The organism is Pseudomonas sp. Pseusp10 (genome assembly GCF_059492225.1).
On record NZ_CP168528.1, the window covers coordinates 3,501,860 to 3,525,808 of the forward strand.

20 protein-coding genes are annotated in these 23,949 nt (G+C 59.5%); 8 read left to right on the top strand and 12 right to left on the bottom strand.

Translation table 11 applies throughout. The features are described from left to right. Nucleotides 1-434: 434 nt before the first annotated feature. Together ACEN8Z_RS15805 and ACEN8Z_RS15810 are read right to left on the bottom strand one after the other, a co-directional pair. The gene (locus ACEN8Z_RS15805) at nt 435-962 is read right to left on the bottom strand and encodes a GNAT family N-acetyltransferase (RefSeq protein ID WP_495594789.1); all 528 of its coding nucleotides are present in this window, start codon (nt 960-962) and stop codon (nt 435-437) included. Between the two features lie 339 nt (nt 963-1,301). Continuing rightward, entirely contained in the window at nt 1,302-1,481 is a 180-nt protein-coding gene (locus tag ACEN8Z_RS15810) for a hypothetical protein (RefSeq protein WP_495594790.1), read from the bottom strand. 222 nt (nt 1,482-1,703) lie between these two features. On the opposite strand from ACEN8Z_RS15810, the gene ACEN8Z_RS15815 reads away from it, so the two are divergent. Both ACEN8Z_RS15815 and ACEN8Z_RS15820 read left to right on the top strand, forming a co-directional pair. Further along, complete coding sequence (locus ACEN8Z_RS15815; protein WP_495594791.1) at nt 1,704-2,030, top strand: nuclear transport factor 2 family protein; 327 nt, start codon at nt 1,704-1,706, stop codon at nt 2,028-2,030. Continuing rightward, complete coding sequence (locus ACEN8Z_RS15820) at nt 2,030-2,809, top strand: SDR family oxidoreductase (RefSeq protein ID WP_495594792.1); 780 nt, start codon at nt 2,030-2,032, stop codon at nt 2,807-2,809. The genes ACEN8Z_RS15815 and ACEN8Z_RS15820 overlap by 1 nt, the downstream gene beginning before the upstream one ends. A gap of 210 nt (nt 2,810-3,019) precedes the next feature. On the opposite strand, the gene ACEN8Z_RS15825 is transcribed toward ACEN8Z_RS15820, so the two are convergent. Beyond that, the gene (locus ACEN8Z_RS15825; protein WP_495594793.1) at nt 3,020-6,022 is read right to left on the bottom strand and encodes a multicopper oxidase domain-containing protein; all 3,003 of its coding nucleotides are present in this window, start codon (nt 6,020-6,022) and stop codon (nt 3,020-3,022) included. A gap of 315 nt (nt 6,023-6,337) precedes the next feature. Further along, the gene (locus ACEN8Z_RS15830; RefSeq protein WP_495594794.1) at nt 6,338-7,660 is read right to left on the bottom strand and encodes a DUF1329 domain-containing protein; all 1,323 of its coding nucleotides are present in this window, start codon (nt 7,658-7,660) and stop codon (nt 6,338-6,340) included. Nucleotides 7,661-8,043: 383 nt separating this feature from the next. Between ACEN8Z_RS15830 and ACEN8Z_RS15835 the strand changes: the two genes are divergently transcribed. From ACEN8Z_RS15835 to ACEN8Z_RS15845, 3 genes are all read left to right on the top strand, one after another. After that, nucleotides 8,044-8,280, top strand: a complete 237-nt coding sequence (locus ACEN8Z_RS15835) for a hypothetical protein (RefSeq protein ID WP_442101103.1) — start codon at nt 8,044-8,046, stop codon at nt 8,278-8,280. Between the two features lie 669 nt (nt 8,281-8,949). After that, complete coding sequence (locus ACEN8Z_RS15840; RefSeq protein WP_495594795.1) at nt 8,950-11,847, top strand: sensor domain-containing phosphodiesterase; 2,898 nt, start codon at nt 8,950-8,952, stop codon at nt 11,845-11,847. Nucleotides 11,848-11,881: 34 nt separating this feature from the next. After that, nucleotides 11,882-12,460, top strand: a complete 579-nt coding sequence (locus ACEN8Z_RS15845) for an eCIS core domain-containing protein (protein WP_495594796.1) — start codon at nt 11,882-11,884, stop codon at nt 12,458-12,460. Between the two features lie 87 nt (nt 12,461-12,547). On the opposite strand, the gene ACEN8Z_RS15850 is transcribed toward ACEN8Z_RS15845, so the two are convergent. After that, nucleotides 12,548-13,780, bottom strand: coding sequence for an MFS transporter (locus tag ACEN8Z_RS15850; RefSeq protein ID WP_495594797.1), 1,233 nt, complete (start codon nt 13,778-13,780; stop codon nt 12,548-12,550). Between the two features lie 135 nt (nt 13,781-13,915). On the opposite strand from ACEN8Z_RS15850, the gene ACEN8Z_RS15855 reads away from it, so the two are divergent. Beyond that, complete coding sequence (locus ACEN8Z_RS15855; protein ID WP_442100722.1) at nt 13,916-14,374, top strand: winged helix-turn-helix transcriptional regulator; 459 nt, start codon at nt 13,916-13,918, stop codon at nt 14,372-14,374. Nucleotides 14,375-14,394: 20 nt separating this feature from the next. On the opposite strand, the gene ACEN8Z_RS15860 is transcribed toward ACEN8Z_RS15855, so the two are convergent. From ACEN8Z_RS15860 to ACEN8Z_RS15890, 7 genes are all read right to left on the bottom strand, one after another. After that, the gene (locus ACEN8Z_RS15860; protein ID WP_495598138.1) at nt 14,395-14,853 is read right to left on the bottom strand and encodes a metallophosphoesterase family protein; all 459 of its coding nucleotides are present in this window, start codon (nt 14,851-14,853) and stop codon (nt 14,395-14,397) included. A 52-nt stretch (nt 14,854-14,905) separates the two neighbouring features. Next, a complete protein-coding gene (locus ACEN8Z_RS15865; RefSeq protein ID WP_495594798.1) occupies nt 14,906-15,823 on the bottom strand; it encodes a LysR family transcriptional regulator in 918 nt (305 codons plus the stop codon). Between the two features lie 330 nt (nt 15,824-16,153). After that, nucleotides 16,154-16,609 (bottom strand): glycine zipper 2TM domain-containing protein, encoded by a 456-nt coding sequence (locus ACEN8Z_RS15870; RefSeq protein WP_442100726.1) that lies wholly within the window; start codon nt 16,607-16,609, stop codon nt 16,154-16,156. A gap of 117 nt (nt 16,610-16,726) precedes the next feature. After that, complete coding sequence (locus ACEN8Z_RS15875) at nt 16,727-17,899, bottom strand: helix-turn-helix transcriptional regulator (protein WP_495594799.1); 1,173 nt, start codon at nt 17,897-17,899, stop codon at nt 16,727-16,729. Between the two features lie 155 nt (nt 17,900-18,054). After that, complete coding sequence (gene cysN / locus ACEN8Z_RS15880) at nt 18,055-19,947, bottom strand: sulfate adenylyltransferase subunit CysN (RefSeq protein WP_495594800.1); 1,893 nt, start codon at nt 19,945-19,947, stop codon at nt 18,055-18,057. Next, nucleotides 19,947-21,041, bottom strand: coding sequence for a sulfate adenylyltransferase subunit CysD (gene cysD, locus ACEN8Z_RS15885; RefSeq protein ID WP_495594801.1), 1,095 nt, complete (start codon nt 21,039-21,041; stop codon nt 19,947-19,949). Before cysD ends, cysN begins: the two co-directional genes overlap by 1 nt. Further along, complete coding sequence (locus ACEN8Z_RS15890; RefSeq protein WP_495594802.1) at nt 20,956-21,426, bottom strand: SRPBCC domain-containing protein; 471 nt, start codon at nt 21,424-21,426, stop codon at nt 20,956-20,958. Before ACEN8Z_RS15890 ends, cysD begins: the two co-directional genes overlap by 86 nt. A 209-nt stretch (nt 21,427-21,635) precedes the next feature. Between ACEN8Z_RS15890 and ACEN8Z_RS15895 the strand changes: the two genes are divergently transcribed. Next, nucleotides 21,636-22,751 carry a DUF1214 domain-containing protein gene (locus ACEN8Z_RS15895; RefSeq protein WP_442100735.1) on the top strand — a complete coding sequence of 372 codons (1,116 nt, stop codon included), beginning with the start codon at nt 21,636-21,638 and terminating at the stop codon, nt 22,749-22,751. Beyond that, nucleotides 22,748-23,917 carry a sulfotransferase family protein gene (locus ACEN8Z_RS15900; protein ID WP_495594803.1) on the top strand — a complete coding sequence of 390 codons (1,170 nt, stop codon included), beginning with the start codon at nt 22,748-22,750 and terminating at the stop codon, nt 23,915-23,917. Before ACEN8Z_RS15895 ends, ACEN8Z_RS15900 begins: the two co-directional genes overlap by 4 nt. Nucleotides 23,918-23,949 lie beyond the last annotated feature (32 nt).

Consider the following 23,949-nt stretch of genomic DNA (forward strand, 5'->3'; position numbering starts at 1 on the left):
GCCCGTGCCACCTGTTGCGTATTCTGAACGAAAAAACCCGAGACCGTTCATTTTTTGATCAATTTTGCTGACCAACGGCAGTGTCTCTGGATAGTGGCATATTAATGGCTGTGACCGCGCAGCCCGCACTATTACTGGGTTTTCGGCGAGTCGGAAGGCAGATGAAAGCCCAGCAGATTTTTTCGTCTTTTTTTCCAGATTCCATGGGGGAAATCGGGAAATGTAGGCGAGTCAGCCATAAAAAAGCCCTTGGCCGGGTTAACGAAACGGGTCAAAGCACTGCCATTTTCTCCACGAAAAAGACTTGGCCAAGTGCGTTTTCTGTTCCAGGCCATCACCGAGAAAGCTGAAGATTTTAGATTGTGACCGGCAGTAATCGACCCAAAGCGGTTGGTTGGCGATGGCAGTCACCGCATCATTTCGCTTGGCGATCCTCAGTGCTCACCTATGCGACACCAATAGATGAGGTCATCAAACAGCTGCCCATTGATACAGCAGGAGTCGGATTGTCGTTGCTCAAGCACAAAGCCGCATTTTTCGAGCACATGACAAGATGCACTATTCCCATCGGTCACGACGCCCGTAAGTGCACGGAGGCCGAGCACGTCGCGGGCGTAGGTCATCACTGTTTGCAGCGATTCAGAACCATACCCTTTGCCTTGATATTGCGCGAGTAACAGATAACCGACTTCGGCGGTTGAGCTAGTAGCGGACGTCAGCTTCAATCCTGTCACCCCGACAGGACGACGGATATGAATGTCGAACATAACAAGGCATAACCAGTGCGTGGAACTGGGCAGCCACTGCGGCAGCCGGGATTCGAATTTTTCACGGATTTGGGATTCGGTAGGAGCGTCGCAGACATACTGGATGACTCGCTGGTCGGCGTGCAGGGCGAGGAACAGCGGCCAGTCACCTCTGGTTATTTGCCTCATGTAAAGCCGCTCGCTGTGTAACTCCATAGTTCATATCTCCTTCCTAGTTGGAGCCACATCCATCGATGTATGGTTTAAGAACATCAGCAGTGGGAGGCAGTTTGCAGCTATAGGCTAGTGGATACCTATCTGGTTTTCGTTCACACCAGCGACCCGCAGCATGAGTTCAACCACAGGAGTGTTGGCTTGAATCAGTTCGCGTTCCTAGCAGTCTCGGGACCAGGTGATTTTGATTACTAAGTGGATGGAACTCAAGGTTTCCGGATGTTGGATGAAAGCGATTACTCCTACGCAGGCGGCCCTTGGGAGCCCTAATTCAATCAGTTGACTGACCGCTTCTGGCCGATTGCCGTCACTCCGGCGCCATCATTTGATGAACTCTTCGTTTTTGTCGATAGCTTCAAGGGCGCCGCGCACGTTGTCGGCGACATCGGCCGATCCGCGCTGCTCGACCCAGTTCGAAATCTCCAGGATGGCGGCTACAAGGGCAAGTTGGTTTTCGTGGAGCTTGAACAGCAGGGAAGGGGGCAGGTCAGAGTTTGGCATCGCGAATCCTCAATGGCCACCAAAGAGGTGGAACAGGATCGCCAGCTTCCAACGTCCTTCGAGTTGCTTGAACACTGCTTCTACTTCGCTAGCCGCAGTAGAGGGAGCATAGATTTTTCTCATATTTCCCTAGCTTACTTTTTCGTGGGTTCTTGCCATCGGGTATGGCCGAAAGCGAACATGTGGATGAAGAAATCCTTACATCCGTGAGGTGAAATCGCCATGAACATCGAATTGCCTGAACCGCTCGCCAGCTACCTTGCGGCCGAAAAGATTACTGACACCGAGGTGTTGGAGCGCTGCTTCGCCAAAGATGCCACCGTGCGCGACGAAGGCCAGACGTACAAGGGGTTGGAGGCCATCAAGTCCTGGAAGCAAGCCTCGCAGGCCAAGTACCAATACAGCATCGAACCATTGAGCAGCTCGCAGGAAGGACAGACCGTGACCCTGCTCGCTCGGCTTACGGGGAACTTCCCTGGCAGCCCTGTCGAGCTCACTTACACCGTTGTACTCGTCGACGACAAGATCGCATCCCTGGAGATTCGCTGATGAGCATCGCACTGGAACTCGAAGGTCTCCGGGCGCTGGTCACCGGCGGAACCAAAGGCATTGGAGAAGCCGTCGTATCCCGACTTCGCGAGGCTGGCGCAAAAGTCCTGACAGCTGCGCGCTCGCGTCCCGAGCACCTTCCCGAGGACCTCTTCGTCGCGGCGGACATCACCACCACCGAGGGTTGTGCCAGCGTCTTCGATGCCGTCCATGATCGTCTCGGCGGGCTCGATATCATCGTTCATGTCGCTGGCGGCTCATCGGCTCCAGCCGGTGGCTATGCGGTGCTCGACGACCAGGAATGGCAACGGGCTCTGGACCTGAACCTGCTCTCGGCAGTTCGCCTCGACCGAGCGCTATTGCCCATGCTGCTCAAGCAAGGCTCGGGTGTCATCATCCATGTCACCTCTATCCAGCGCCAGCTACCGCTACCTGAGTCCACGCTTGCGTATGCCGCCGCCAAGGCCGCGCTCTCGAACTACAGCAAGGGTCTTTCCAAAGAGGTCAGCCCCAAGGGAGTGCGCGTAGTCAGGGTTTCACCGGGATGGGTGGAGACGCAGGCATCAGTCGCCTTTGTAGAGGAGATTGCAAGGCAGAGCGGCACAGATTATGAGGGTGGCCGCCAAGTCGTAATGGGCTCACTGGGAGGCATCCCGATCGGACGTCCCGCTAAACCAAGGGAAGTAGCCGATCTCATCGCATTCCTCGTCTCGCCGCTTGCAAGCTCCATTACTGGTACTGAATACGTCATCGATGGTGGAACGGTTCCCACGGTGTGATGCCTTCCTTTAGTCAGCATGAGTTTCACGTAGCAGCGGGCAAAAAAAGCGTTTTCACCAGTCAATGATCAGGCCGTTTGGGCAGACCTGCTTTTTCAACAGAATCGACCCAAAGCCGTCTGTAGTGATAGGCGGCTTTGGGTTTGAAACGGTCATGCAGGCGGTTTTTTGCGTTTGCTGGCGACATACCCCGCCGTTTGGTAGACAACGCTAGCCTTTGCCCCTGTTGCCACTGCCACTGCCGCTGCCACTGCCACTGCCACTGCCACTGCCACTGCAACTGCCACTGCCGCTGCCGCTGCCACTGCCACTGCCACTGCCACTGCCACTGCCGCTGCCGCTGCCACTGCCACTGCCACTGCCACTGCCGCTACCGCTACTACTTCCTTGGTTATTGTTGAACTTGACCTGAGGCCCGACGCCATCTCCCGTACGGAATGTCGGTAACGCCACCGAGTCCACGAATTTCACGCCGTCCCAGCTCGGCAAGGGTGTGGGCATCAACTGGAATTGGCCAGGGTGCTCAGAGTCCCAGCGCAGCAGCATCGACGTGTCCTCATGCTGGGTGTTGTGGCAGTGCTCCATGTAGGTGCCGGCAAACTCACGGATGTGTATGGCCATTTCGACATTGTCGAGGCTCTCAGGATGGCGGCCTATATTGTAGGTATCTTTGCGCGCCCCTTTTTCCCATTCTGGTGGTGATTTGCCACCTCGAGTGAGAATGATCCCTTCCTCGAAGTGCACATGCACCGGGTGACTCCAGCCATTGCCGCCGTTCTGGATCTTCCAGATTTCCAGCGTGCCTTCACCCTTGAACCCTGCCGGTGTCGGGCCAGTGGCCAGTTGTGGCGCGGCTGAAATCCGCCGCGGGTCCATGTTGAAGCCTTCGCCGCCATCGGTCTTGATCGTCCAGGGCGCAAAATCTGTGCCGTTGGAGCGGCCAAAGATAAAGGTGCGGTGCCGCGCCTGGGCAAGCCGGGCGATATCGGCAGGGTCATCACGGTGCAAGGGCAGGGGGATCATGAACCTTCCCTCGGGCTTGCCAGGCTTGGCGGGCTCGAAGTCGACCGGATTCATGCTGACATCCTGGCCGGTGTAAGGCTGGACGTTCAGTTGCAGGAACAGGCCCACGCCCGGGTCACCGTTGACCCACTGTGGTCCGTTGCTGGTTTGCCTGACAACGGGGAGGTACTTCCCGGAGAGTACATCCGCCAATGGAATGTCACGTTTTGGACGCCTGCCGTTTTCATGCTCCTCGATGTTGACGAAGAAAATCTTGTCGCCCAGGTTGATGCCGTTTGTCGCGAAGTCGATGACGATGTCATAGCGTTCGCCAATGCCCTGTATCGGCAGAATGGCATTGTGGTTCTGTGTGTCGCCGTCGCCATCGAGGTCCAGGCTGCCATCGAACGGCACTGCGTGCTCCATGATATTGCCGTCGTTGGCAATCATGTGGAACGGTACCCGGTTATAGGAAACCCCGGAGTTGTTCGGGCCAGGAAACTCGCCACCATTACCATTGACCTGTCGCACCACCGCCAGCTTGAAGTAGCGAGAAACCGATCCGTTGAGAATGCGGAAACGGTAGCGACGGGCACGTACGTCCAGGAAGGGTTTGAACTCCCAGTTGGTCAGCACCTGGTCACCGAGAAAACCGTCGGTGTTGAAGGGGTTGAACCACAACTGGCCGGCCTGGTCCCAGGCCTTGTCGGCGATCGTCAAGTCGACGTCGTAGTCACGGTTACCCCAGCCCAACGCCGAACCGCTGGGCAAGCGCAGGTTGACCCCGTCGTCGACCGACTCGTTGCCACGGTCCACGGCGCTGTAGTAGTTCATCATCGTCGCGTTGCCCTTGTAGACATTCTGCGCGGTGAAATCGAGCATGTGGTCGTGGAACCAGTGGGTGCTCATGGTTTCGCGCCAGTCGCCACGGATCTTGATGGTGCCGTGGTCGCAGGTCTTGAAGCCGGGGGTGGCGTCGTTGACGAACAGGATTTCACCGGGGTCGCAGGGGAACGCTGCCCGTGGGTCCTGCGCAGTGGTGTTGATGGTGTCGTAACCGGCCAACTGGATTGGCCAGCGATAGTCGTAGTACTGGCCCGGGAAGAAGAACGCGTTGGTAAAGCCGTCGCTTTCCGCGGGCGAGTGGCCGTTATGTTCATGGGTGGTGAGGGTGTGCAGGCCAAAGCCCCGGTTGGCCGATGGGTCAATGGGCAAGGCATCGTAATGACGCATCAGCATCGCTTGGCCATAGCGCACCTGGAGCAGTTTGGGCGGAAAGGTGCCGTCGAATGTCCACAGCGCATTGTGGTCCTGGACAGGGAGATTGGGGTGAAACTGCACTTGAATGCCCTTGGTGGTGCCCTCGTTGGCCGGGTCGCCGTTGGTGTTGTGATAGAGCCCGCCTGGCGCAAATTCCCCCACGGCGTAGTTATGCCGTTGCATGCGATCACGTAAGCCGCTGTTGACGTGCGCGCCGGCTTGCACCGTCTTGAAGGCGTCGCGCGGGAAAAACTCATTGAAACGCTGGTGCGACCAGCCTTTTCCCGGTGGCCGGCCTTCTGCGGGCGAATCGACTCGGCGATTGAGGAAAAGCTCGATCTGCGCCTTCCAGGGGTTGCGGTCCAGTACATTGGAGAACTCTGTCGGGAAGGGCGTCAATGCCGGCTGCCTGAGAAAGGCATCCAGCGCATCCGGCGACGGGCCGCTACGCGCCACGTTCAATGGATCTTGCGCGGGTGCGGGCCCCACCGTCGGAACCGGAAACGGAACCGGTGATGGCGGGTCGGTCGCATCCAGTTTGTTCGAGCCGAATTCCTCGAAAAGTTCAAGCTTCTGGGTGAACGGTTGAGCGCCGAACAATGGGCTGGGATTACCGTTAGTGGGGATATTGAAGCTGGTTTGCTGATCGGGTGGCAGCACATTGTCGACCAAGGGGGTCTGGCGGTTACCGGTCACCCCATTGGGTAAGTCGAAGGCGCCGACGTTTGCGGGAGGCAGCTTGAGCAAGTCCCGCAATGCGGCATCGGGGTCGGCGGGCGGATTGGTGAACGCCGATGGGTCGGTAGGAGGCGGTGGATCGGTGTTGTCGAGGGGGACTGCCTGGGTCCGGGACAAGCCCAACCCCAACATGATCACGGCAGCAGAGATACTCAGCGCCAGTCTGGTTTTGAACAATGGACTAGGTTTCAACCTTGCGGTATCCAGTTTCATCGCAAACACCTCTGACGGGGTTCTCGGAGCGCGTGGCAATTCATGGGCAACGAGCCGCTGCTCCTGGCCGGGCTGGCGAAACGTTTGATTTCGAGCCGGGATGGGAACGATGCATATTTCCCGCCGAAAGTGACAGGAGGTGAATAATGGCTCTACGCCACGCGCCCGCGTCCGCCGGCCTTAAGCAGACGTATGTGTAGCCAGGATAAAAACCCCGATGACGGGGAATATCCCCCAATACCGGGTGCGATTGTGCGGGGTATCTGGGTTAAGAAAAGTGGACACTTTCCGATCGGGCATTGTATCGCCGCGGACCTAGCGAATACCGGTGCCCGCCATGGACTCTGGCACCCACTGCGCTGTCGAAAGCGGCTCAATGTAGCGGATGCCGCCATGAGGGCCCACCACGCCATTGATGTTATAGGTGCCTTTCGACAGGTCGTACGTCATGAAAGGGGTGGCGTCCGGGACCTGCTGGTCATAGCTCTGGCTGAAGAACGCGAAGGAGCCACGGTATAGCTGGCCACTGGTGTCGTACTGATCGGAGGCCACCGCGGCCCAGGTGTCTTCATCCAGGTAAAAGCGGCGCTTCTGGTAGATGTGCTTTGCACCGGCCTTGAGGTTGCCCTCCACAATGTAGACCCGGTGTTTTTCCCAGCGTACGAAATCCGGCGCAATGAAGTTTGGCGTGGTCAGCGATTTGGCATCGCGAGCGTAGGTCAGTTTGTAGGTGTTGTAGGGCACGATCATTTCCTGCTTGCCCACCAGAGTCCAGTCATACAGTTCGAGCGCACGGGCAGTACCGGGGTTGGGTGTGTCGTAGGCCAGGATCGAAATCTGTTTGACGCGGCGCTGGGCAGGCATGTACTGCCAGGCCCTGCCAGGAAACTGCGTCGGGTTGGTGGCGTTCTTGAGCATGATCGACTCGCCGGCCCGGCGCGCAGGTCCGGTGTAGGAAAGTTTCAACTGATAGTAAATGTCGGAGCTGTTGAAGGGCTTGGACATGTTCTCGTAAATCGGGAAGGAGACGAATGCTTCGCCGGTGACTGCCAGGCTCGGTACGCCCGCCGTGTCGACGCTCCAGGAGTCGTACTTGGAATGGATGTTGACACCCTGGTAGCGCAGCAGGAAGTTCCACATCGCTTCGGCGCCTGATTGCGGGATCGGGAACGGCACCCCGGGCATCACATTGTCGATGGCGATCCCGCCGTTGAGGGACCTGGCGGCAGTGGCATTCTTGCGGCTATTGTCCAGAACCGCCTGCGGCAGCGATGCCGTGCGGTGGGTCGGATACACATCGATGCGAAAGCCCGGGTAGCGCCTGGCCAACGCTACGGTGGTGGCGGTCAGCATGCCGCTGTACTTATCGACATTCTTGCCGTTGATCACCAGCAGTGGTTTTTCGTGCGCAAAGGGGTCCGGGCGCATGCTGTCGCCGGTCTTGAAGCTGGAGGGGGCAGTGGTCAGGCCACCGTTGTAGGGCGGAATGGAACCATCGGCATTACCGGCCTTTTCGGCACCCACCCACGTCAGGCTGGTGCCCAGCCGGGCGGCTTCCTGGCTCGATACATAGGCTTGGGCATCGATGGCCAGCGCCATGAGGGGTACAGCAGCCAGAACACTTTTCACGAATTTCATATTGTTATTCTCCTGCCTGGCATACCAGGCAACTCGTGACTCAGGCGGAGCAGTCGCTTACGTCGGCTCCATCGCCAGAGGCTTTTTCAGTACTGCCATTAAATAGCCCCCGTATCAGGGGCGCTTTTCATTTGACGACAGTCCCTTGGCTATTCATGACAGGCCCAGGCTGCCTCCTCGGGCAAGGTGGCTGTGGTTGCCTCAGGCAGGCTGTGCACACCTGCACCACGTGCCATTTCTCCTGCCTGGAACCAGGCTGATGCAATCGATGGCGCGGTAGCTGAGAGTGACCATCACTTGTTTGTATTTCACCGAGGAATCATTGAGTTACCCAATGGTCATAGCTGTAACCATTCCAAACCTCCGACGCTTAGGACGTTCATATGAATCGCGCAGTAATCTTGATCGTGGCCATTTCCAGCGCCATCTTGTTGGGAGGCTGCGGCCCGCACTGGGATGACGGAGAAAGGTACGGTCGATATCACGATCATGATCATCGACGTGGTTACGACCAAAGAGGGGACGATGATCAAGGTTATGACCGTCAATATGATCGTCGTGACTACGATCGCGATCGCGATCACCGCCGCTACCGCGATCGCGATGACAACGACGACTGATACGTTCAACGTCATTTGTAGCAGCTGCCGAGCCCGCGAGGCGGCGTTCGGCTGCGAAGCAGTCGTAAAACCGGTAATCGCGGTACGTCAGGCAGACCGCGTCAGCCGGACTCACGACTGCTTCGCAGCCGAACGCAGCCTCGCAGGCTCGGCAGCTGCTACAGACACGCTCAATGAAGTGGAGTACTTCAAGTCGGGAGGGATTCTGAATTACGTGTTGCGGCAATTGATCGCGTCCTGACCGACCACTGACAACAACACAGCCTTCGGACGCGACACCCTTTGTAGCAGCTGCCGAGCCCGCGAGGCTGCGTTCGGCTGCGAAGCAGTCGTAAAACCGGTAATCGCGGTACGTCAGGCAGACCGCGTCAGCCGGACTCACGACTGCTTCGCAGCCGAACGCAGCCTCGCAGGCTCGGCAGCTGCTACAGATCGCATTAGCGCTTAACTGACTGGCATTTTGTGTCATTCAGGGCGAACAAACACATCACCGTAGAAGCTCTTTTGCGGACAACAGGCAGCGAATAATTTGTGGCCCGTCTCATACCTGACACTAAAGTGCAAAAAATCATTGAAAAAAAACGCTATAAGCTTTAAACGGGAAGCTCAATGGCACATTGCTAGCAATCAGTCAGTGAGTTTCGGCAGTTTTTGGCTCAGGGAGCGCTGATGAGTTTTCGTACATTGACCGGCTCCCCGCGGCAATCGAGCAAGGGCGAAGTTGCCGCACTTCAACCGATAGGCAAGCCGGATACTGTCGGCAAGGCCTACGCTGACAACGACGACACGATCGAACACTTGCTGGATTCAGCGCGCAACTGGACCCATACCACCGCCTGGGTGTTTTACCGCGCCGGTGAACAAATGCATTGGGTCGGGCAAGGCGACCGGCGGGTGCAATGGCCTTCAAGCGTTGCGAATGAAAATTTTGAAGCCTTTTGCCTGGCCTCGAACATGCACCGTTGGCCGACCGGTCGAGGCGAAAGTGTGCTGGGTTGGCTACTGGCGCCAGTCAAAGATGCTGCAGAGCCGGCGCTCGCTGAATTTGCCCAGCGCCTGGGCATTCAGCTACAGACCAATACCCTGGCCCGTGCGCAGATCACTCAGCGTGTGCTGTATGACATTACCTACCTGGCCAGTTCGACCCGTGACCGGTCAGTGTTTCTGGTGGGTGTTCACCGGCTGCTGGCCAGCCTGATCGACGCCGAGAACTTCTATCTCGCGCTGTATAACCCGCACACCGGCAAGATCGACTACCCGTATTACGTCGACATCATTGACCCGCAAGCCCTGGAGGCCGAGAACTACGAATACCTTGACCCTTCGCATCTGTCGTTGACTGGCCAGGTGTTGACCTCTGGCCAGCCGTTGCTGATCGACGCCGCCGGCATTCTCGCGGCGCAAGCCGAGGGTCATTTCTACTGCGTGGGCCAGCGTCCCGAGTTCTGGATGGGCGCGCCCTTGAAAAACGCCTCGGATGACGTGTTTGGCATGCTGGCGATGCAGGTCTACGACGTTTCTCGCATCTACAGTGCTGAAGACCGTGCGCTGTTTCTGGTGGTGGCCCGCCACGTGGCCATGGCGCTGGACCGGATTCTGCATCGGGAGGACCTGGAAAAAACGGTGATGCGTCGCACCCTGGAGCTTTCGGCACTCAACGACGCCTTGAGGCAGGAAGTGGCTGACCGAGAGCGCGCCGAACATCTGCAAAGCGCGCTGTTCCAGATTGCCGAACTGTCGAGCCAGCCAGGTGACATGGCCGAATTGTTCCAAACCCTGCATGGCATCGTCGGTGATCTGCTGTTCGCGCAGAACTTCTACATTGCACTGTTCGACGACGGGACCGGTGAAGTGACCTTTCCCTATTATGTCGATGAGCGGCAGACGACCCAGCCGGTGGCGCGGCGTGGGTGCCGGGGCCTGACCGAGTACGTTATCCGTCAGCGTCGACCGTGCCTGATTGACGCCGACGAGGCTGAACGATTGTCTGCGCACGGTGAGATTGAACTGGCCGATGAGTCTGTCCGGTCCTACTCCTGGCTGGGCATTCCATTGTTCGATGGCGATGTGGTGCGTGGCGTGCTGGCGGTGCAAAGCTATACCTCGCAGGTGCAGTACACCCTGCGTCACCAGGAACTGCTGACGTTCGTGTCGCGGCACATTGACACCGCGTTGTCGCGACGCACGGCCGCCGAAGCGATCCATGCCGCCAACCTCATGCTCGAAGCCCGGGTGCATAGCCGCACCCGTGAGCTCGATCACGCCAATGCCAAGTTGCAGCACGAAAACTCCCACGATGCGCTGACCGGGCTACCGAATCGCACCTACCTGCAACAGCGCCTCAATCTGGCCTGGTCGCGGTTCGGCAGCGAAGGAGGGCACCTGGCGGTGATGTTCATCGATCTCGACCGCTTCAAGATGGTCAACGACAGCCTCGGCCACCATTTTGGCGATCTGCTGTTGATGCAGGCGGCTCACCGTTTACGCGGTTGCCTGCGTGAAACCGACATGCTGGCGCGCCTGGGGGGCGACGAGTTTTCGGTGCTCGCTCCCGAGGCGTCGCTGGACGTGGTGATCGAAATCGCCGAGCGGATCCTGGTGGCGTTTGACCTGCCGTTTTTCATCAATGGCCATGAAGTTTTTTCGTCCTGCAGTATCGGTATTGTCAGCGCCGACAGTCAGTTCCATCACGAGCCCGCCGACTTGCTGCGCGATGCCGATGCGGCGATGTACCGGGTCAAGAGTGCCGGGCGCGACAGTTACGCGGTGTTCAACCAGGAAGTGCGCCGTGAAGTCTCGGACCAGGTCGAGCGAGAAGGGGCCTTGCGCAACGCGCTCAAACGTACTGACGAACTGCTGCCATATTTCCAGCCGATAGTCAGCGTCGAAACCGGCGAACTGTTGGCCCTTGAAGCGCTGATCCGCTGGCATCAGCCGGGCGGCCGGGTGATTGCGCCGGGCGAGTTTTTGCCGGATGTCGAGGGTTTGCGCCTGATCGGTCGACTGGACCTGTACATGCTGACCAGCGTTGCAACGATCCTCGCACAGCCCGGGCACGCCAATTGGCCTGCGGTGCACGTCAATTGCTCCAGCTACAGCATGACGCGTCCGGACTTCGCCAGTGAGGTGCTGGCACTGTTGGCGCAGCACCGGGTCTCGCCGTCACGGATCTGCCTGGAACTGACCGAAGGGGCGCTGGTAGCCGAGCCGGCGATTGCCCGACAGACCATGCAGCAACTGGCGGACAACGGCATGTCGGTGGTGCTCGATGACTTCGGTGCAGGGTTTTCTTCCCTGAGCTATGTGCATCAATACCGTTTCAGCGGTTTGAAAATCGACAAATCGTTCATCCTCGAGCTGACCACCAGTTCCCGCAGTCGCGCGATCGTCCGGGCGATTGTGCGCATGGCCGAATCGCTGGATTTGAGCGTGGTGGCCGAAGGCGTCGAGGATGAAGCGACACTGGATTTGTTGCGCGAAATGGGCGCAGGGCAGGCGCAGGGTTACCATTTTGCCAAGCCGATGAGCTTGAAGGCGCTGCTGGCGAGTTCACTGCTCGGTCGCTAGGGGGTTCACCACGGTCCGCTACCTGGAGCGTCCAATGCTGCCCATCACTACGCGCCTGGTGGCGCTGCTGGTGCTTTGCCTGACGCTTGAAGTGCCGGCCCAGACCAACGACTGCCCGGCCGGCGAGAAACCTGTGTGCCTCGACGGCTGCATCTGCCTGCCGGACGTGGTGCCTGATGGCATCTACCAGATCGCGGCGCCGGCCCTGGCGCTGTGGCTGACCCAGGCCCGTGCTGAAGCAGCCAACGCAGGCACCCAACCCATTCCAGCGCACATCCGCGAGCAGCTACTGCACTGGTACGACCCCGGCGTCCTCGATAGCGCACGCTACAGAATCAGCGACAACAGCCAGTTCAGCGCCGCCACGGCCATGCTGCAAAACCCCGATGTCGGTGCGGTGACGCTGATTGACATCATCCTCTTCCGGGACGCACAAGCAGCAGAACAGGACATCGCGCTCTGGGCTCACGAACTCAAACACGTGCAGCAATATCAGGAGTGGGGGGTGGCGGGATTTGCCCAGCGGTATACACAGGATTTCAATGCCGTGGAGGCGCCGGCTTATGCCATACAGGCTGAGGTCAGGCGGGCGGTGCGCGCAGGGACTTACTGACGGGCAGTGGAGCTGCCTTTCTCTCAGCGACCAATCCGGTTTCGCTTTCCAGCAAGAACATGTGGCCTGGCAAGAGGTACCGGGTTTTCATACGGATCTTCCTTGATGGGTCGTTGAGAAATGAAACGTGAGAAACCACAGCACCAGGGCTGTCGCGCTGATCAAGGCGCCCAGCAGGCTGACGGCCATCCAGCCCCATAACGCATAGACCTGCGTCGCGGCGGCGGCTCCCAGTGCGCTGCCCACTGAGTAAAAGCACATGTAGGCACCGACCATGCGACTTTGGGCGTCGGGTCGTGCCGCAAAAATCAGGCTCTGGTTGGTGACGTGTACGGCTTGCACGGCGAAGTCGAGCAAGACCACTGCGCATACCAGCGCGATCAGCGACGTCTCGGCAAAACTGATGGGCAACCAGGAAAGCGTCAGGATTACCAGCGAAATGCCGGTCACTCGTTGCCCCAGCCCCTGGTCGGCCCAGTAACCGGCTCTCCTGGCAGCAAGGGCACCGGCGACGCCCGCCAGACCAAACATGCCAATGACCGTGTGTGAAAGCGACAACGGAGGGGCGCTCAACGGCAACACCATGGATGTCCAAAGTACGGAAAAAGCGGCAAAGATCAGTAAGGCCAGCAGGCCCCTGATGCGCAAGACCGGTTCGGTCATGAACAGCGTGAAGAGCGAGCGGATGAGTGCCGGGTAGGTGTATCGACTGCGTGGAGTCACTGCCGAAGGCAGGACTTTCCAGAACACTGCCGCGAGGGTCAGCATCAATCCCGAGGAAACGAAATACACGGCGCGCCAGCCCGCCAGATCTGCGATCAGCCCAGAAGTAAACCGCGCCAGAAGTATGCCCAGGACAATGCCGCTGGTGACGGTTCCCACGGCCTGGCCACGTTGTGACGGCGTTGCCAGCACGGCGGTGTAGGCCACCAGTACTTGAACCATCACTGCCAGCAAACCCACAGCGATCATGGCGCCCAACAGGGTCAACCACTGCTGTGCGGCGCCGACCCCCGCCAGCGCAATCGCAGACAGCAGCACTTGCGTCAGAATCAGCCCTTTACGGTTTACCAAGTCGCCCAGCGGGACGATGAACAGCAACCCCAGCGCGTAACCAACCTGGGTAGCCGTCACCACAAATCCGATCATTGATGAGGCAACACCCAGGCTCTGCGCCATTGAATCGAGTAAGGGTTGTGCGAAGTAAACGTTGGCGACTGCCAGCGCGCAGGTGACAGAAAATAACAACGTGAGTGATGGGGAAAGCCCCGAAGCCTGCGTGACGAAAGGGTGGGTGGCTGAATCGGCATCTGCTGTCACGTGAGCCTCCGTGGCGTTAAACTGGTTTCAATTAAAAACTTGATTCAATTGTTGCTGAATCTGGTTTCAAATTGCAACCATATTACTCAAGACGGGACGACAGACTTGGCAGTCCTTATCCAAAAGGAAAATACGATGGTCGTAGACCCTGCATCGCAAAGCAGCGAATGCCCGGTGGCACGAACACTGGAAGCCATTGGGGATCGATGGTCACTCATGATCATTCGCGACGCTTTTGACGACATTCGCCGATTCAGCGAATTTCAAAAAAGCCTGGGGGTGGCCAAAAACATTCTGGCATCGCGCCTGAAAACGTTGGTTGAGGTCGGTGTATTCGTCGTTCAACCTGCGTCGGATGGAAGTGCCTACAAGGAGTACGTCCTGACGGACAAGGGACGGGAGATCTTTCCGGTGGTGGTCAGCATGAGGCAGTGGGGCGAGCGGTTCCTGTTCGCGCGGGAAGAGACGCGTTCCGTGTTGCTGGACAATGAGTTGGGCCAGTCCCTGATGCCGATCGAAGTTCGCTCGTCGAGCGGTCGAAAACTTGGTCCGTCCGACTGCCACAGAGTGAGAGTGGTTGCCGACGAGTCGTGAATCGATCGGTTGAAGGCGAATCAGTCGAGCAGTGATACCAGCCGTGGTTCGATTGACTGAGCCTGCACGTCAAGCAACGCCAGCGTGACAGGCAACTTGAAGCGTCGACGTCCGGCACTACCGGGATTCAGGAACAACCGCTCACCGCGCCAGTCGATGCACGGCTTGTGCGAGTGTCCGCAGATCACCAGCTGGATACGGTTATCAAGATCGGCCGCTACATCGGCGATGTCATGCACCAGCAAAACCGTCCAGCCGTTGAGTTCCAGGTGCAGACAGTCGGGTAACTCCTGCGCCCAGGGTGCATCCAGGTCATTGTTGCCGCGCACCGCATCCACCGGTGCGATAGCGGCCAATTGGTCGAGGATCTGCGCGCTACCGATGTCGCCCGCGTGAATGATGCGATCACAGCCTTGCAGGGCGGCAATGGCTTGCGGGCGGAGCAAGCCGTGGGTGTCGGAGATGACGCCGACTTTCATCGCGGGCGGCTCGAGTGGCATTCTGGTTCCAGACAATCGACAAGTAACGCGCTCAAGCGGATGCCTCCTGCGCCGCGCTTTGTTGGACGAAACGGTCAATCAACCACCGCGCGGCGGGCCCCGGTGGCAAATCCGTGCGGTAGATGACGTCGAAGGCATATTTTCCGCTTTTGTATTCCGGAATGTTCAGTTGCACGAGTCGACCGCTCTGCAGATCTTCCTGGACCATCGGGGCTGGCATGTTCCCCCAACCGATGCCTTCACGCAGCAGCATGTGCTTGGCGCCCAGGTCCGCCAGCCGCCAGGTGCGGTTGCTGAGCACGGCGAAATCCTTGTCCTTGGTCAGCAGCGAACGATCGGACAGCACCAGTTGAGTGAACTCTCGCCCGGCGCCCGGAGCGTTCGAATCGCTTGAGGCCAGTGGATGATTCGGGGCCGCCACCGGAATCAACTCGACACTGCCGACGCCTATTCTTTCGATACCGTCGATGCCCTCGTTCATGGGGCCACTGACGCCAACGATTGCGCCGCGGTTGATCACCAGTTCAGTAACGGCGCCGAGCGCTTCCATATGCAGGTGCAGGGCAACGGTAGGGAACTCTTCGCGAAAGGATTTGAGCGCGTCCACCACGCGCTCGGGGGGCAGCATGACATCGAGCACCACGTGAACTTCGGCTTCGAGTCCCTGGAGCAGGCCTTTGACCTTGGCGCGTAATCCATGAATACCGTTGGCGATGGTCCTGGCTTCGGCCAGCACGGTGCGGCCGGCATCGGTGAGCCGGGGTTTGCGGGTGGTCTGGCGGTCAAACAGCGACACGCCGAGCTGCATTTCCAGGTTGGCGATCGAGTAGCTGATGACTGAGGTGGCGCGGTGCAGTTTTCTGGCGGCCGCAGCAAAACTGCCGACTTCCACGACCGTCAGGAACACCCGTAGTTGGTCCAGTGTCGGTGTTCCCGGGTCAGAGATCATGCCTGTTTCCTTGAACCAGACGTCGCTCGGAACATTGCACTGTTGATCTCTCCACTACCGGTTATGCGGGCTTGCTTTTCCAGATTATCGAATTTAAGGATCTGAATTAGTCAATTATTCAGGTTAGTTGACCAAGCGCAACATTTCCTCACCCGGGCGGTTCAAGTCCAATCGCACCCGAGTGAAGGAAATACCCCATGACGACTTCTGCACACATCGCTCATTGCGCCACCTCTGAACAGAGCCGTTCCGACGTGACCCAAGCCTCGACGCTCGCCATGATGATGTTGCGCAGCAATTTAGTCTGGTGCGCAACGTCCATATCCGCCCCTAACTTTGTGGCACCACCCGCGCTTCGTTTCCGGCACCCTCGACATAAACGTTCATGCCTTTTTTCAGCACCGGGTTGATCGGCTGAGTCACCTGAACCAGTACACCGCTGTGGGTTCGAACGATGATCTGTTGTGCGTCCACGGGCTGATCATATTTTTTCTTTTCAACGTAGTTGCCGCCTGCCGCACCAGCGAGGGCACCGGCGACCATCGCCACATCCCGGCCGGTACCCTTGCCGATCAGGCTTCCAAGGCCCAGGCCGCCAATACCGCCCAATATCGCGCCGACGCCGCTATCGTGATTGGTCTGCATCTGGGTCTGTGTAATCTGCTCGATTTTCCCCGAACGAATCTCCATCTCGCCAGCGCCTCCGCCCCCGGCGCCAACCGCGGCACAGCCGCCAAGCACCAGACCAAGAAGCGTAACCGTCAGCCAGGAAGCGAAAGTTTTCATCGTCAAACTCCATTTTCAGAGGAAGTGGATCTTGCAAGCGCATCCATTCACGTTAGACGAAAAAGCCTGATTCGCGCGGTTGTTTGGCTGCGCAAAGCGCTTCAGGTTCGTGAGTCATTATCCCAGTGACGCAACACTGTTTAGCAGGGTCTTGACCAGTTGGGCCTGGCGGGTAGCCCCGGTCTTCGCGAAGACACCGCGCAAATGGGCCCGCACGGTGTTGCGTGAAACGCCAAGCGCCTCGGCAGTTTCATCGAGCGTTTGCCCGTCCATTACCAGCATGGCCACTTCGGCTTCTGTCGGTGTCAACTGGAACAGGCTGCGCAGCAGGTTGTGCGATGCCTGGGGTGAGTCCGCCGGGTCGCGAATGAACACCGCTACGGCAGGACGCCGTGCGCCGCTGCGGGATTGATAGCTCACGGGGATGGGGCGCAGCAGTAAATTCAGTGGCATTGCCCCACTGGGCCTGGACAAGGTCAGCACCTCGATATCATCGAGGCCACGCTGACGCTGTTTCAGTACCGCCTGGATGGCTTGCTGAATACTGCGGTTTTCATGGTTGGCAAAGGCACAGAGCTTGTCGTTTTTACACTCCAGGCCGTCACGACTGTCGAACAGGCGCTGGGCGGCGCGGTTGCATCGCATCATTCTTCCACTTTCGTCGAGAATCGCCGTGCCCACCATGAGACGGTCGATGGTGGCAGCATAGAGTTGGCGCTCGGATTCGAGTTGCTCTACGGCAGAATGCAGATCCACCGCTTGTTGCAGGTGTGGCAGGAGCAGGCGAATCAGGGCGATCTCCGCGGTATCGAAGTCTCGACTGGCGTGATTGCGGCAGACGAACAGGGCGCAGTGCATGCCCGTGGAAGTGCGCATGTTGGCGACCAGAACATGGCGCAGGTCAAGCGGTTGCAGGTAGTTGCGGTAGAAGTCATGGGCCAGCCAGACATCGGTCCCCAGCACTTGGTCGGCCGTGGCCACCTGCTCGACAGGCCAGTCGATGAAGGGGCAGATCGAGAAGTAGTTCTCGCTATAGGACGGTTCTCCCGGCAGCAAGGGGCCATGAATCGAGGCGTTGACGATCAGCCCTGGTCGTTCATGGTCGGGATTGCGCAGTACCAGGGTGAAGAAACTGGCCTCGAAACGTTGACGCAAGGTTCCCAGCAGGCCGGACCAGGGGGCGGACTCCAGCGGACCGTGGTAGACGAGCGCAAGCAAGCTGCTGAGCTCTGCGGATGAAATGTCCGTGTCGGGGGGGAGGTCCTTGCAGACCGGAAAAGGAACGGTCATGTATGCGCCTCGCTACTGCTTGTTTTTGTCGCTGGAGTATCGATCGCACCCATACAGGGAAAATCGTCCGTTTGGCTCAGGCGGGTTGATGCGGGGTGTGATAGGCGCAGCGGATACACCGACGCCAGCCGGTGCAGCGCTGCGCCCATTGGCCGTTACAGTGCCAGCAGCGCCTCGACGATACGTTCGGCGGCGGCCTCGGCCGACTCGCTCCGGGTGTCGATATGAATATCCGGCGCTACGGGTACCTCATAAGGTGAGTCGATCCCGGTGAAGTTTTTCAACTCACCGCGCCGGGCTTTCTGGTAGAGGCCTTTGGGGTCGCGCTGTTCGGCCAGGGCCAGTGGCGCATCAACGAATATTTCAAGGAAGTTGCCGTCACCCGCCAGGCCACGTGCCATGTCACGCTCGGCACGGAAAGGCGAAATGAACGACACCAAAGTGATCAAGCCGGCATCGAACATCAGTTTTGCCACTTCCGAAACCCGGCGGATATTCTCTACCCGATCGACTTCAGTGAAGCCCAGGTCGCGATTCAGGCCATGGCGCACATTGTCGCCATCGAGCAGGTAAGTATGTCGCCCAAGGGCATGCAGCTTGCGCTCCACCAGATTGGCGATGGTCGACTTGCCTGCACCGGACAACCCGGTGAACCACAGGATACGCGGCGACTGGCCCTTTAGCGTCGCATGGGCTTCACGGTTGACGTCGATGGCCTGCCAGTGCACGTTCTGCGCGCGGCGCAAGGCAAAGTGCAGCATGCCGGCGCCCACCGTACGGTTGCTTAAACGGTCGATGACGATGAAGCCGCCCGTATCGCGGTTGTCGGTATAGGCATCGAAGGCGATCGGCCGGTCCAGGTGCAGGTTACACACGCCGATACCGTTCAGTTCCAGGGTTTTGGCCGCGAGATGCTCCAGGCTGTTCACATCAATCCGGTGCTTGAGGTTGGCACAGCTCATGCTGACGGTCCGGCAACCGATCTTCATCAAGTAAGGACGCCCGGGCAGCATCGGTTCTTCGTCCATCCACACCAGAGTCGCCTCGAACTGGTCGGCCACTGCCGGTGGTGCGTCGGCCAGAGCAATCAAGTCGCCACGGCTGATATCGATGTCATCCTTTAGAACAAGGGTGACAGCCTGATTGCACAGGGCTTGTTGCTGTTCCCCGGCGCTACCGAAGATCCCGGTGACCTCACTCTGTTGCCCCGATGGCAGCACCCGAATGCGATCACCCACGTTGACGCTGCCTGCGACTACGTTGCCGCAGTAGCCACGAAAATCCAGATTGGGCCGGTTTACCCACTGTACGGGCAGGCGAAACGCCGCCTCGACTTGCCGAGCCTGCTCCAGAGGGACGTTCTCCAGATGCTGGAGCAGGGTTGGCCCCTGATACCAGGGGGTGTTCGCACTGGCCTCGAGCATATTGTCGCCACGTAGCGCAGAGAGCGGAATGCACTGAATGTCATGCAGGCCGATCTGCGCAGCGAACGCGCGATAGTCGGTTTCAATGCGTTCGAACACCGCTTGTGAAAAGCCCACCAGGTCCAGCTTGTTGATGGCGACAACGACCTTGCGAATGCCCAGCAGGGACACCAGATAACTGTGCCGACGGGTCTGGGTCAACAGGCCCTGGCGAGCATCGATGAGGATCACCGCAAGGTCCGCGGTCGAGGCGCCAGTGACCATGTTGCGCGTGTACTGTTCGTGGCCGGGGGTGTCGGCGACAATGAACTTGCGCTTGTCGGTGGCGAAGAAACGATAGGCCACATCGATAGTGATGCCTTGCTCGCGCTCTGCGCTCAAACCGTCGACCAGCAGGGCGAAATCCAGTTCGTCGCCTTGAGTGCCGAGTTTTTTCGAGTCGACTTCGAGCTGACCCAGTTGGTCCTCGAACAGTGCCTTGGACTCATAAAGCAGGCGACCGATCAGTGTGCTTTTGCCATCGTCGACGCTGCCACAGGTGATGAAGCGCAGCAGTTGCTTGTTCTGTTGCTGTTCCAGGTAAGGCGTCAGGTCGCCATTGAAGGTGTCGGTCAGAACGTTCATCAGAAATACCCCTCTTGCTTTTTTTTCTCCATGGAACCGGCCGAGTCGCTGTCGATCAGCCGGCCCTGGCGTTCCGAGGTGCGGCTTACCAGCATTTCGCTGATGATCGCCGGCAGATTGTCGGCGTCGCTTTCGATGGCGCCGGTCAGCGGATAGCAGCCAAGCGTGCGGAAGCGCACCTTGCGCATTTGCGGGGTTTCTCCCGGCAGCAGCGGCAAGCGCTCGTCGTCGACCATGATCAGCGTGCCTTCACGGCTCACCACTGGACGCTCCTTGGCGAAGTACAGCGGCACGATGGGGATCTGTTCGAGGTAGATGTATTGCCAGATATCCAGCTCGGTCCAGTTCGACAACGGGAATACCCGCAGGCTTTCGCCCTTGCGCTTGCGAGTGTTGTACAAACGCCAGAGTTCGGGGCGCTGCTGTTTGGGGTCCCAGCGATGTTGCCCGGAGCGCAACGAGAACACCCGCTCCTTGGCCCGCGACTTCTCTTCGTCACGACGAGCACCGCCGAAAGCTGCGTCGAAACCATAGTGGTCCAGGGCCTGCTTCAGGCCTTGAGTCTTCCATACATCAGTGTGCAGGGCCGAGCCGTGGGTGAAAGGATCGATGGCCTTTTCCACGCCTTCGGGGTTGATGTGCACCAGCAGTTCAAGCCCCAGGCGTTCCACGGTCTGGTCGCGGAAAGCGATCATTTCGCGAAACTTCCAGGTGGTGTCCACGTGCAGCAAGGGGAAGGGCGGTTTGCCCGGGGCGAACGCTTTCATCGCCAGGTGCAGCATGACGGCACTGTCCTTGCCGATGGAGTACAGCATCACAGGGTTTTCACACTCGGCTATCACTTCACGGATGATCTGAATGCTTTCCGCTTCCAGCCATTGCAGATGAGTCAACATCGAATACCTCCTCGAGTTCTGCCGGGTTCGGCTCCGGCTGAACGCCACGGTAGGTAAAGCACCACCGGCGCATCTTCGTCTGCTCGGACGAGGATGCGCCGGCAGATGAAGGTCACGCGGCGGACACGTACAGCGTCTCGGCACGGATCTTGAGCGCGCGGGCAACGGCATCGAATCCCTGTTGCACCCAGACGCCATGATCGGTCATGACCTGGTCGGCGGTGGCGCCAAGGAACTGGTCGGTGGTGTGGTAGCGGCAACTGGCCGTGCCGGTGCGCTCGATGTGCTGCTCACGACGGGCAGCGTCGGGATTGTCGGCGTTGGCATACATCTCCCAGGCGAGTAACCGGTGGGGTTCGAAGTCCGCCAGGTACTCGATCACGTGCAGCAGTTCACCTGGCCGCCCCGGATTGGGCAGGAACAGGTTGACCGGCTCGCCGAGCACCAGGCTCGACTCGACCCTGACCGTGTAGGGGTTCCACTGCGGGTAGGCGGGCAGGTCGATGAGGATCGCCCAGACCAGTTCGGCCGGGGCGGCGATGTCTACGGTCAGCGAACGGACCAGGTTTTTTTCTGCGCTCATGGTTGGCTCCTGTGAGGATGACTGCGCGCCACGGGCCGTGGCGCCAGTGAGCCCTGGGCTCAGGCGCGATCCTCACCGCTTGTACCCGGCGGCTCCTCGTCCGCCTGGACTAGATCGGGCGCTTAGTCCGCACGGACGAAGAACCGTTGCCGGGCTTCTCCCTAAGGTCGTGTACAGCGGCGGGCCCTCCGCCGGCAGAGGAGACTGACATGGCTACAGACACCCCCCAACAGGAAGTCATCAGCGGTGAGACCTGGACCCGGTTTTGCGAGCAGTTGCGCCGCAGCGGCAATCAGATACTGCGTGCCGAAGCCCCGGCCGACGAGCAGACCCGCGCCGAAGGCTTTCGCTACCTCACCCGCTTGTTGCGCATCGCCCTGGATATGCACCTGGAATTCGCCGACCCCGACTTCCCCGGCTTCATCACCCCCTCCCACGAAACCGCCAAGATCGGCGCCGACAACCCCGACAACCTGTACCGCTATGCGCGACTGAACGGCGAGCACGAATACCGGGTCAGTGGGCAGCGCGGCAGTGTCGCCTACCTGAGCTTCGGCTCGCAGAAGGGGGGTTACGAGACTGACGGCAAGATGATCCAGACCGGTTTTATCGACGCCGGGCAACTGCAGCTGGATGCCGAGGGCAATTTCGAGATCATCCTCAGCCAGCGCCCGCCGGCCAGCGGCAACTGGCTGCCTCTTGAGCCGCAGAGCAACGCGCTGATCGTGCGCCAGACCTTTCTCGATCGCAGCAGCGAACAGCCGGCGCAGCTGCGCATCGAGCGCCTGCTGGCCAGCCAGGCACCCGCGCCGCTGGATGCCGCGCGTCTGCAGCAAAGCCTGCAGCGGGTCGGCAGTTTCGTCGAGAACACTGCGCGCTTGTTCGCCGATTGGGCTCAGGGTTACCAGCAGCACAGCAACCAGCTGCCGCCTGCCGACCAGGCGCTGTGCCAGGCCGTGGGTGGCGACCCCAACATCTTCTACTACCACTCCTGCTGGGCACTGGCTGACGACGAAGCGCTGCTGATCGAGGTTGCCCAAGTGCCGGCCTGCGACTTCTGGAACCTGCAGATCAACAACTACTGGATGGAGTCGCTCGACTACCGCTACCACCGCATCTGCCTTAACAAGCATTCGGCGCAGCTTGCGGCGGACGGCAGCCTGCGCATGGTCCTCAGCCACCGTGACCCGGGCCTGGCCAACTGGCTGGAAACCGCCGGCCATCCCCACGGCACCCTGTGCCTGCGCTGGGTCGGCGCCAGGCAACCGGTTCACCCGACCACCCGCGTGGTCAAACTCAATGACCTCAAGGAGCTGGCAGTATGAGCGGCAACGATTTTTCTCCGGACCTGCTGCTGGCCGAGGCCAGCGCTCGCGCAGGTGGCCTTGACGATTTCGGCCCGGGTGATTTCCGCCAGGGCCTGCAGGTACTGGCGCAGGCCCTGGAACAGGAAGCGCGGTTATCGTCCCGGGGGCGTGCGCTGTTGCGCGAGAAGCTGCTGGCGCAACTGGTCAACCGCCTGGTGATCGAAGATCACTGTCGACGTTTCCCGGAAATCCTCGAACTGGAAATCAACGACCCGTTGGTGATCGTCGGCCTGCCACGCACCGGCACCACACTGTTGCAACGCACCCTGGCGGTGGACCCGCAGTTCAGCAAGGCACAGTGGTGGGAAACCCGTTACCCGGCGCCGCTTAGCGGGGAGACCCTGGAGCAGCCGTTGCAGCGCCTCGGCCGGGCACGCAGCGAAGTGGCGGCGATGATCGAGTTCCTTCCGCAGTTGCTGGCCATCCACCCACTGGACGCCGAGCAGCCCGACGAAGAGTTCATGTTGATGGAGCACTCGTTCCTCTGCGCCATGGACTCCTACGTCAACGTCCCCGGCTACACCGCCTGGCTCGACCGTCAGGACCAGACCCAGGTCTACCGTTACCTCAAGCGTACCTTGCAGTTCCTGCAATGGCAGCAGGCACGCCGTGGCATCGCCCCTGGCCGGCGCTGGTTGCTCAAGAGCCCGCAGCACCTGCATACCCTTGAGCTGTTGTTCGAAGTGTTCCCCGGGGCGCAGGTGGTGCTCACCCATCGCGAACCGGCCAGGACCATTCCCTCGCTGGCCAGCTTCATCCATACCCTGTGGCAGCTGTACAGCGACGAGGCCGATGCCGAAGCCGTCGGCGAGCAGTGGAACCGGCGCATGGCTCGGGCCTTGCGCCATGCCATGGCGGTGCGCGAAGGCATGCCGGCCGAACGCTTTCTCGATGTGCGGTTCGAAGACACCCTGGCCGCGCCCCAGGCAGTGGTCGAGCGCATCTATCGCTTCGCCGGCCTTGAATGCACGCCAAAGGTTCAGGCGGCCATGGGGCAATGGCTGTCCGCCAACGGCCGGGAAAAACGCGCGGCCCATCACTACAGCCCTGACCAGTTCGGCCTCAGTGACGCACTGTTGCAACGTGACTACGCCGAGTACCGCGCCCGGCATCTGGGCGCCTGAGCCTGTCCCTTAACAATAAGAGGATTCATCCC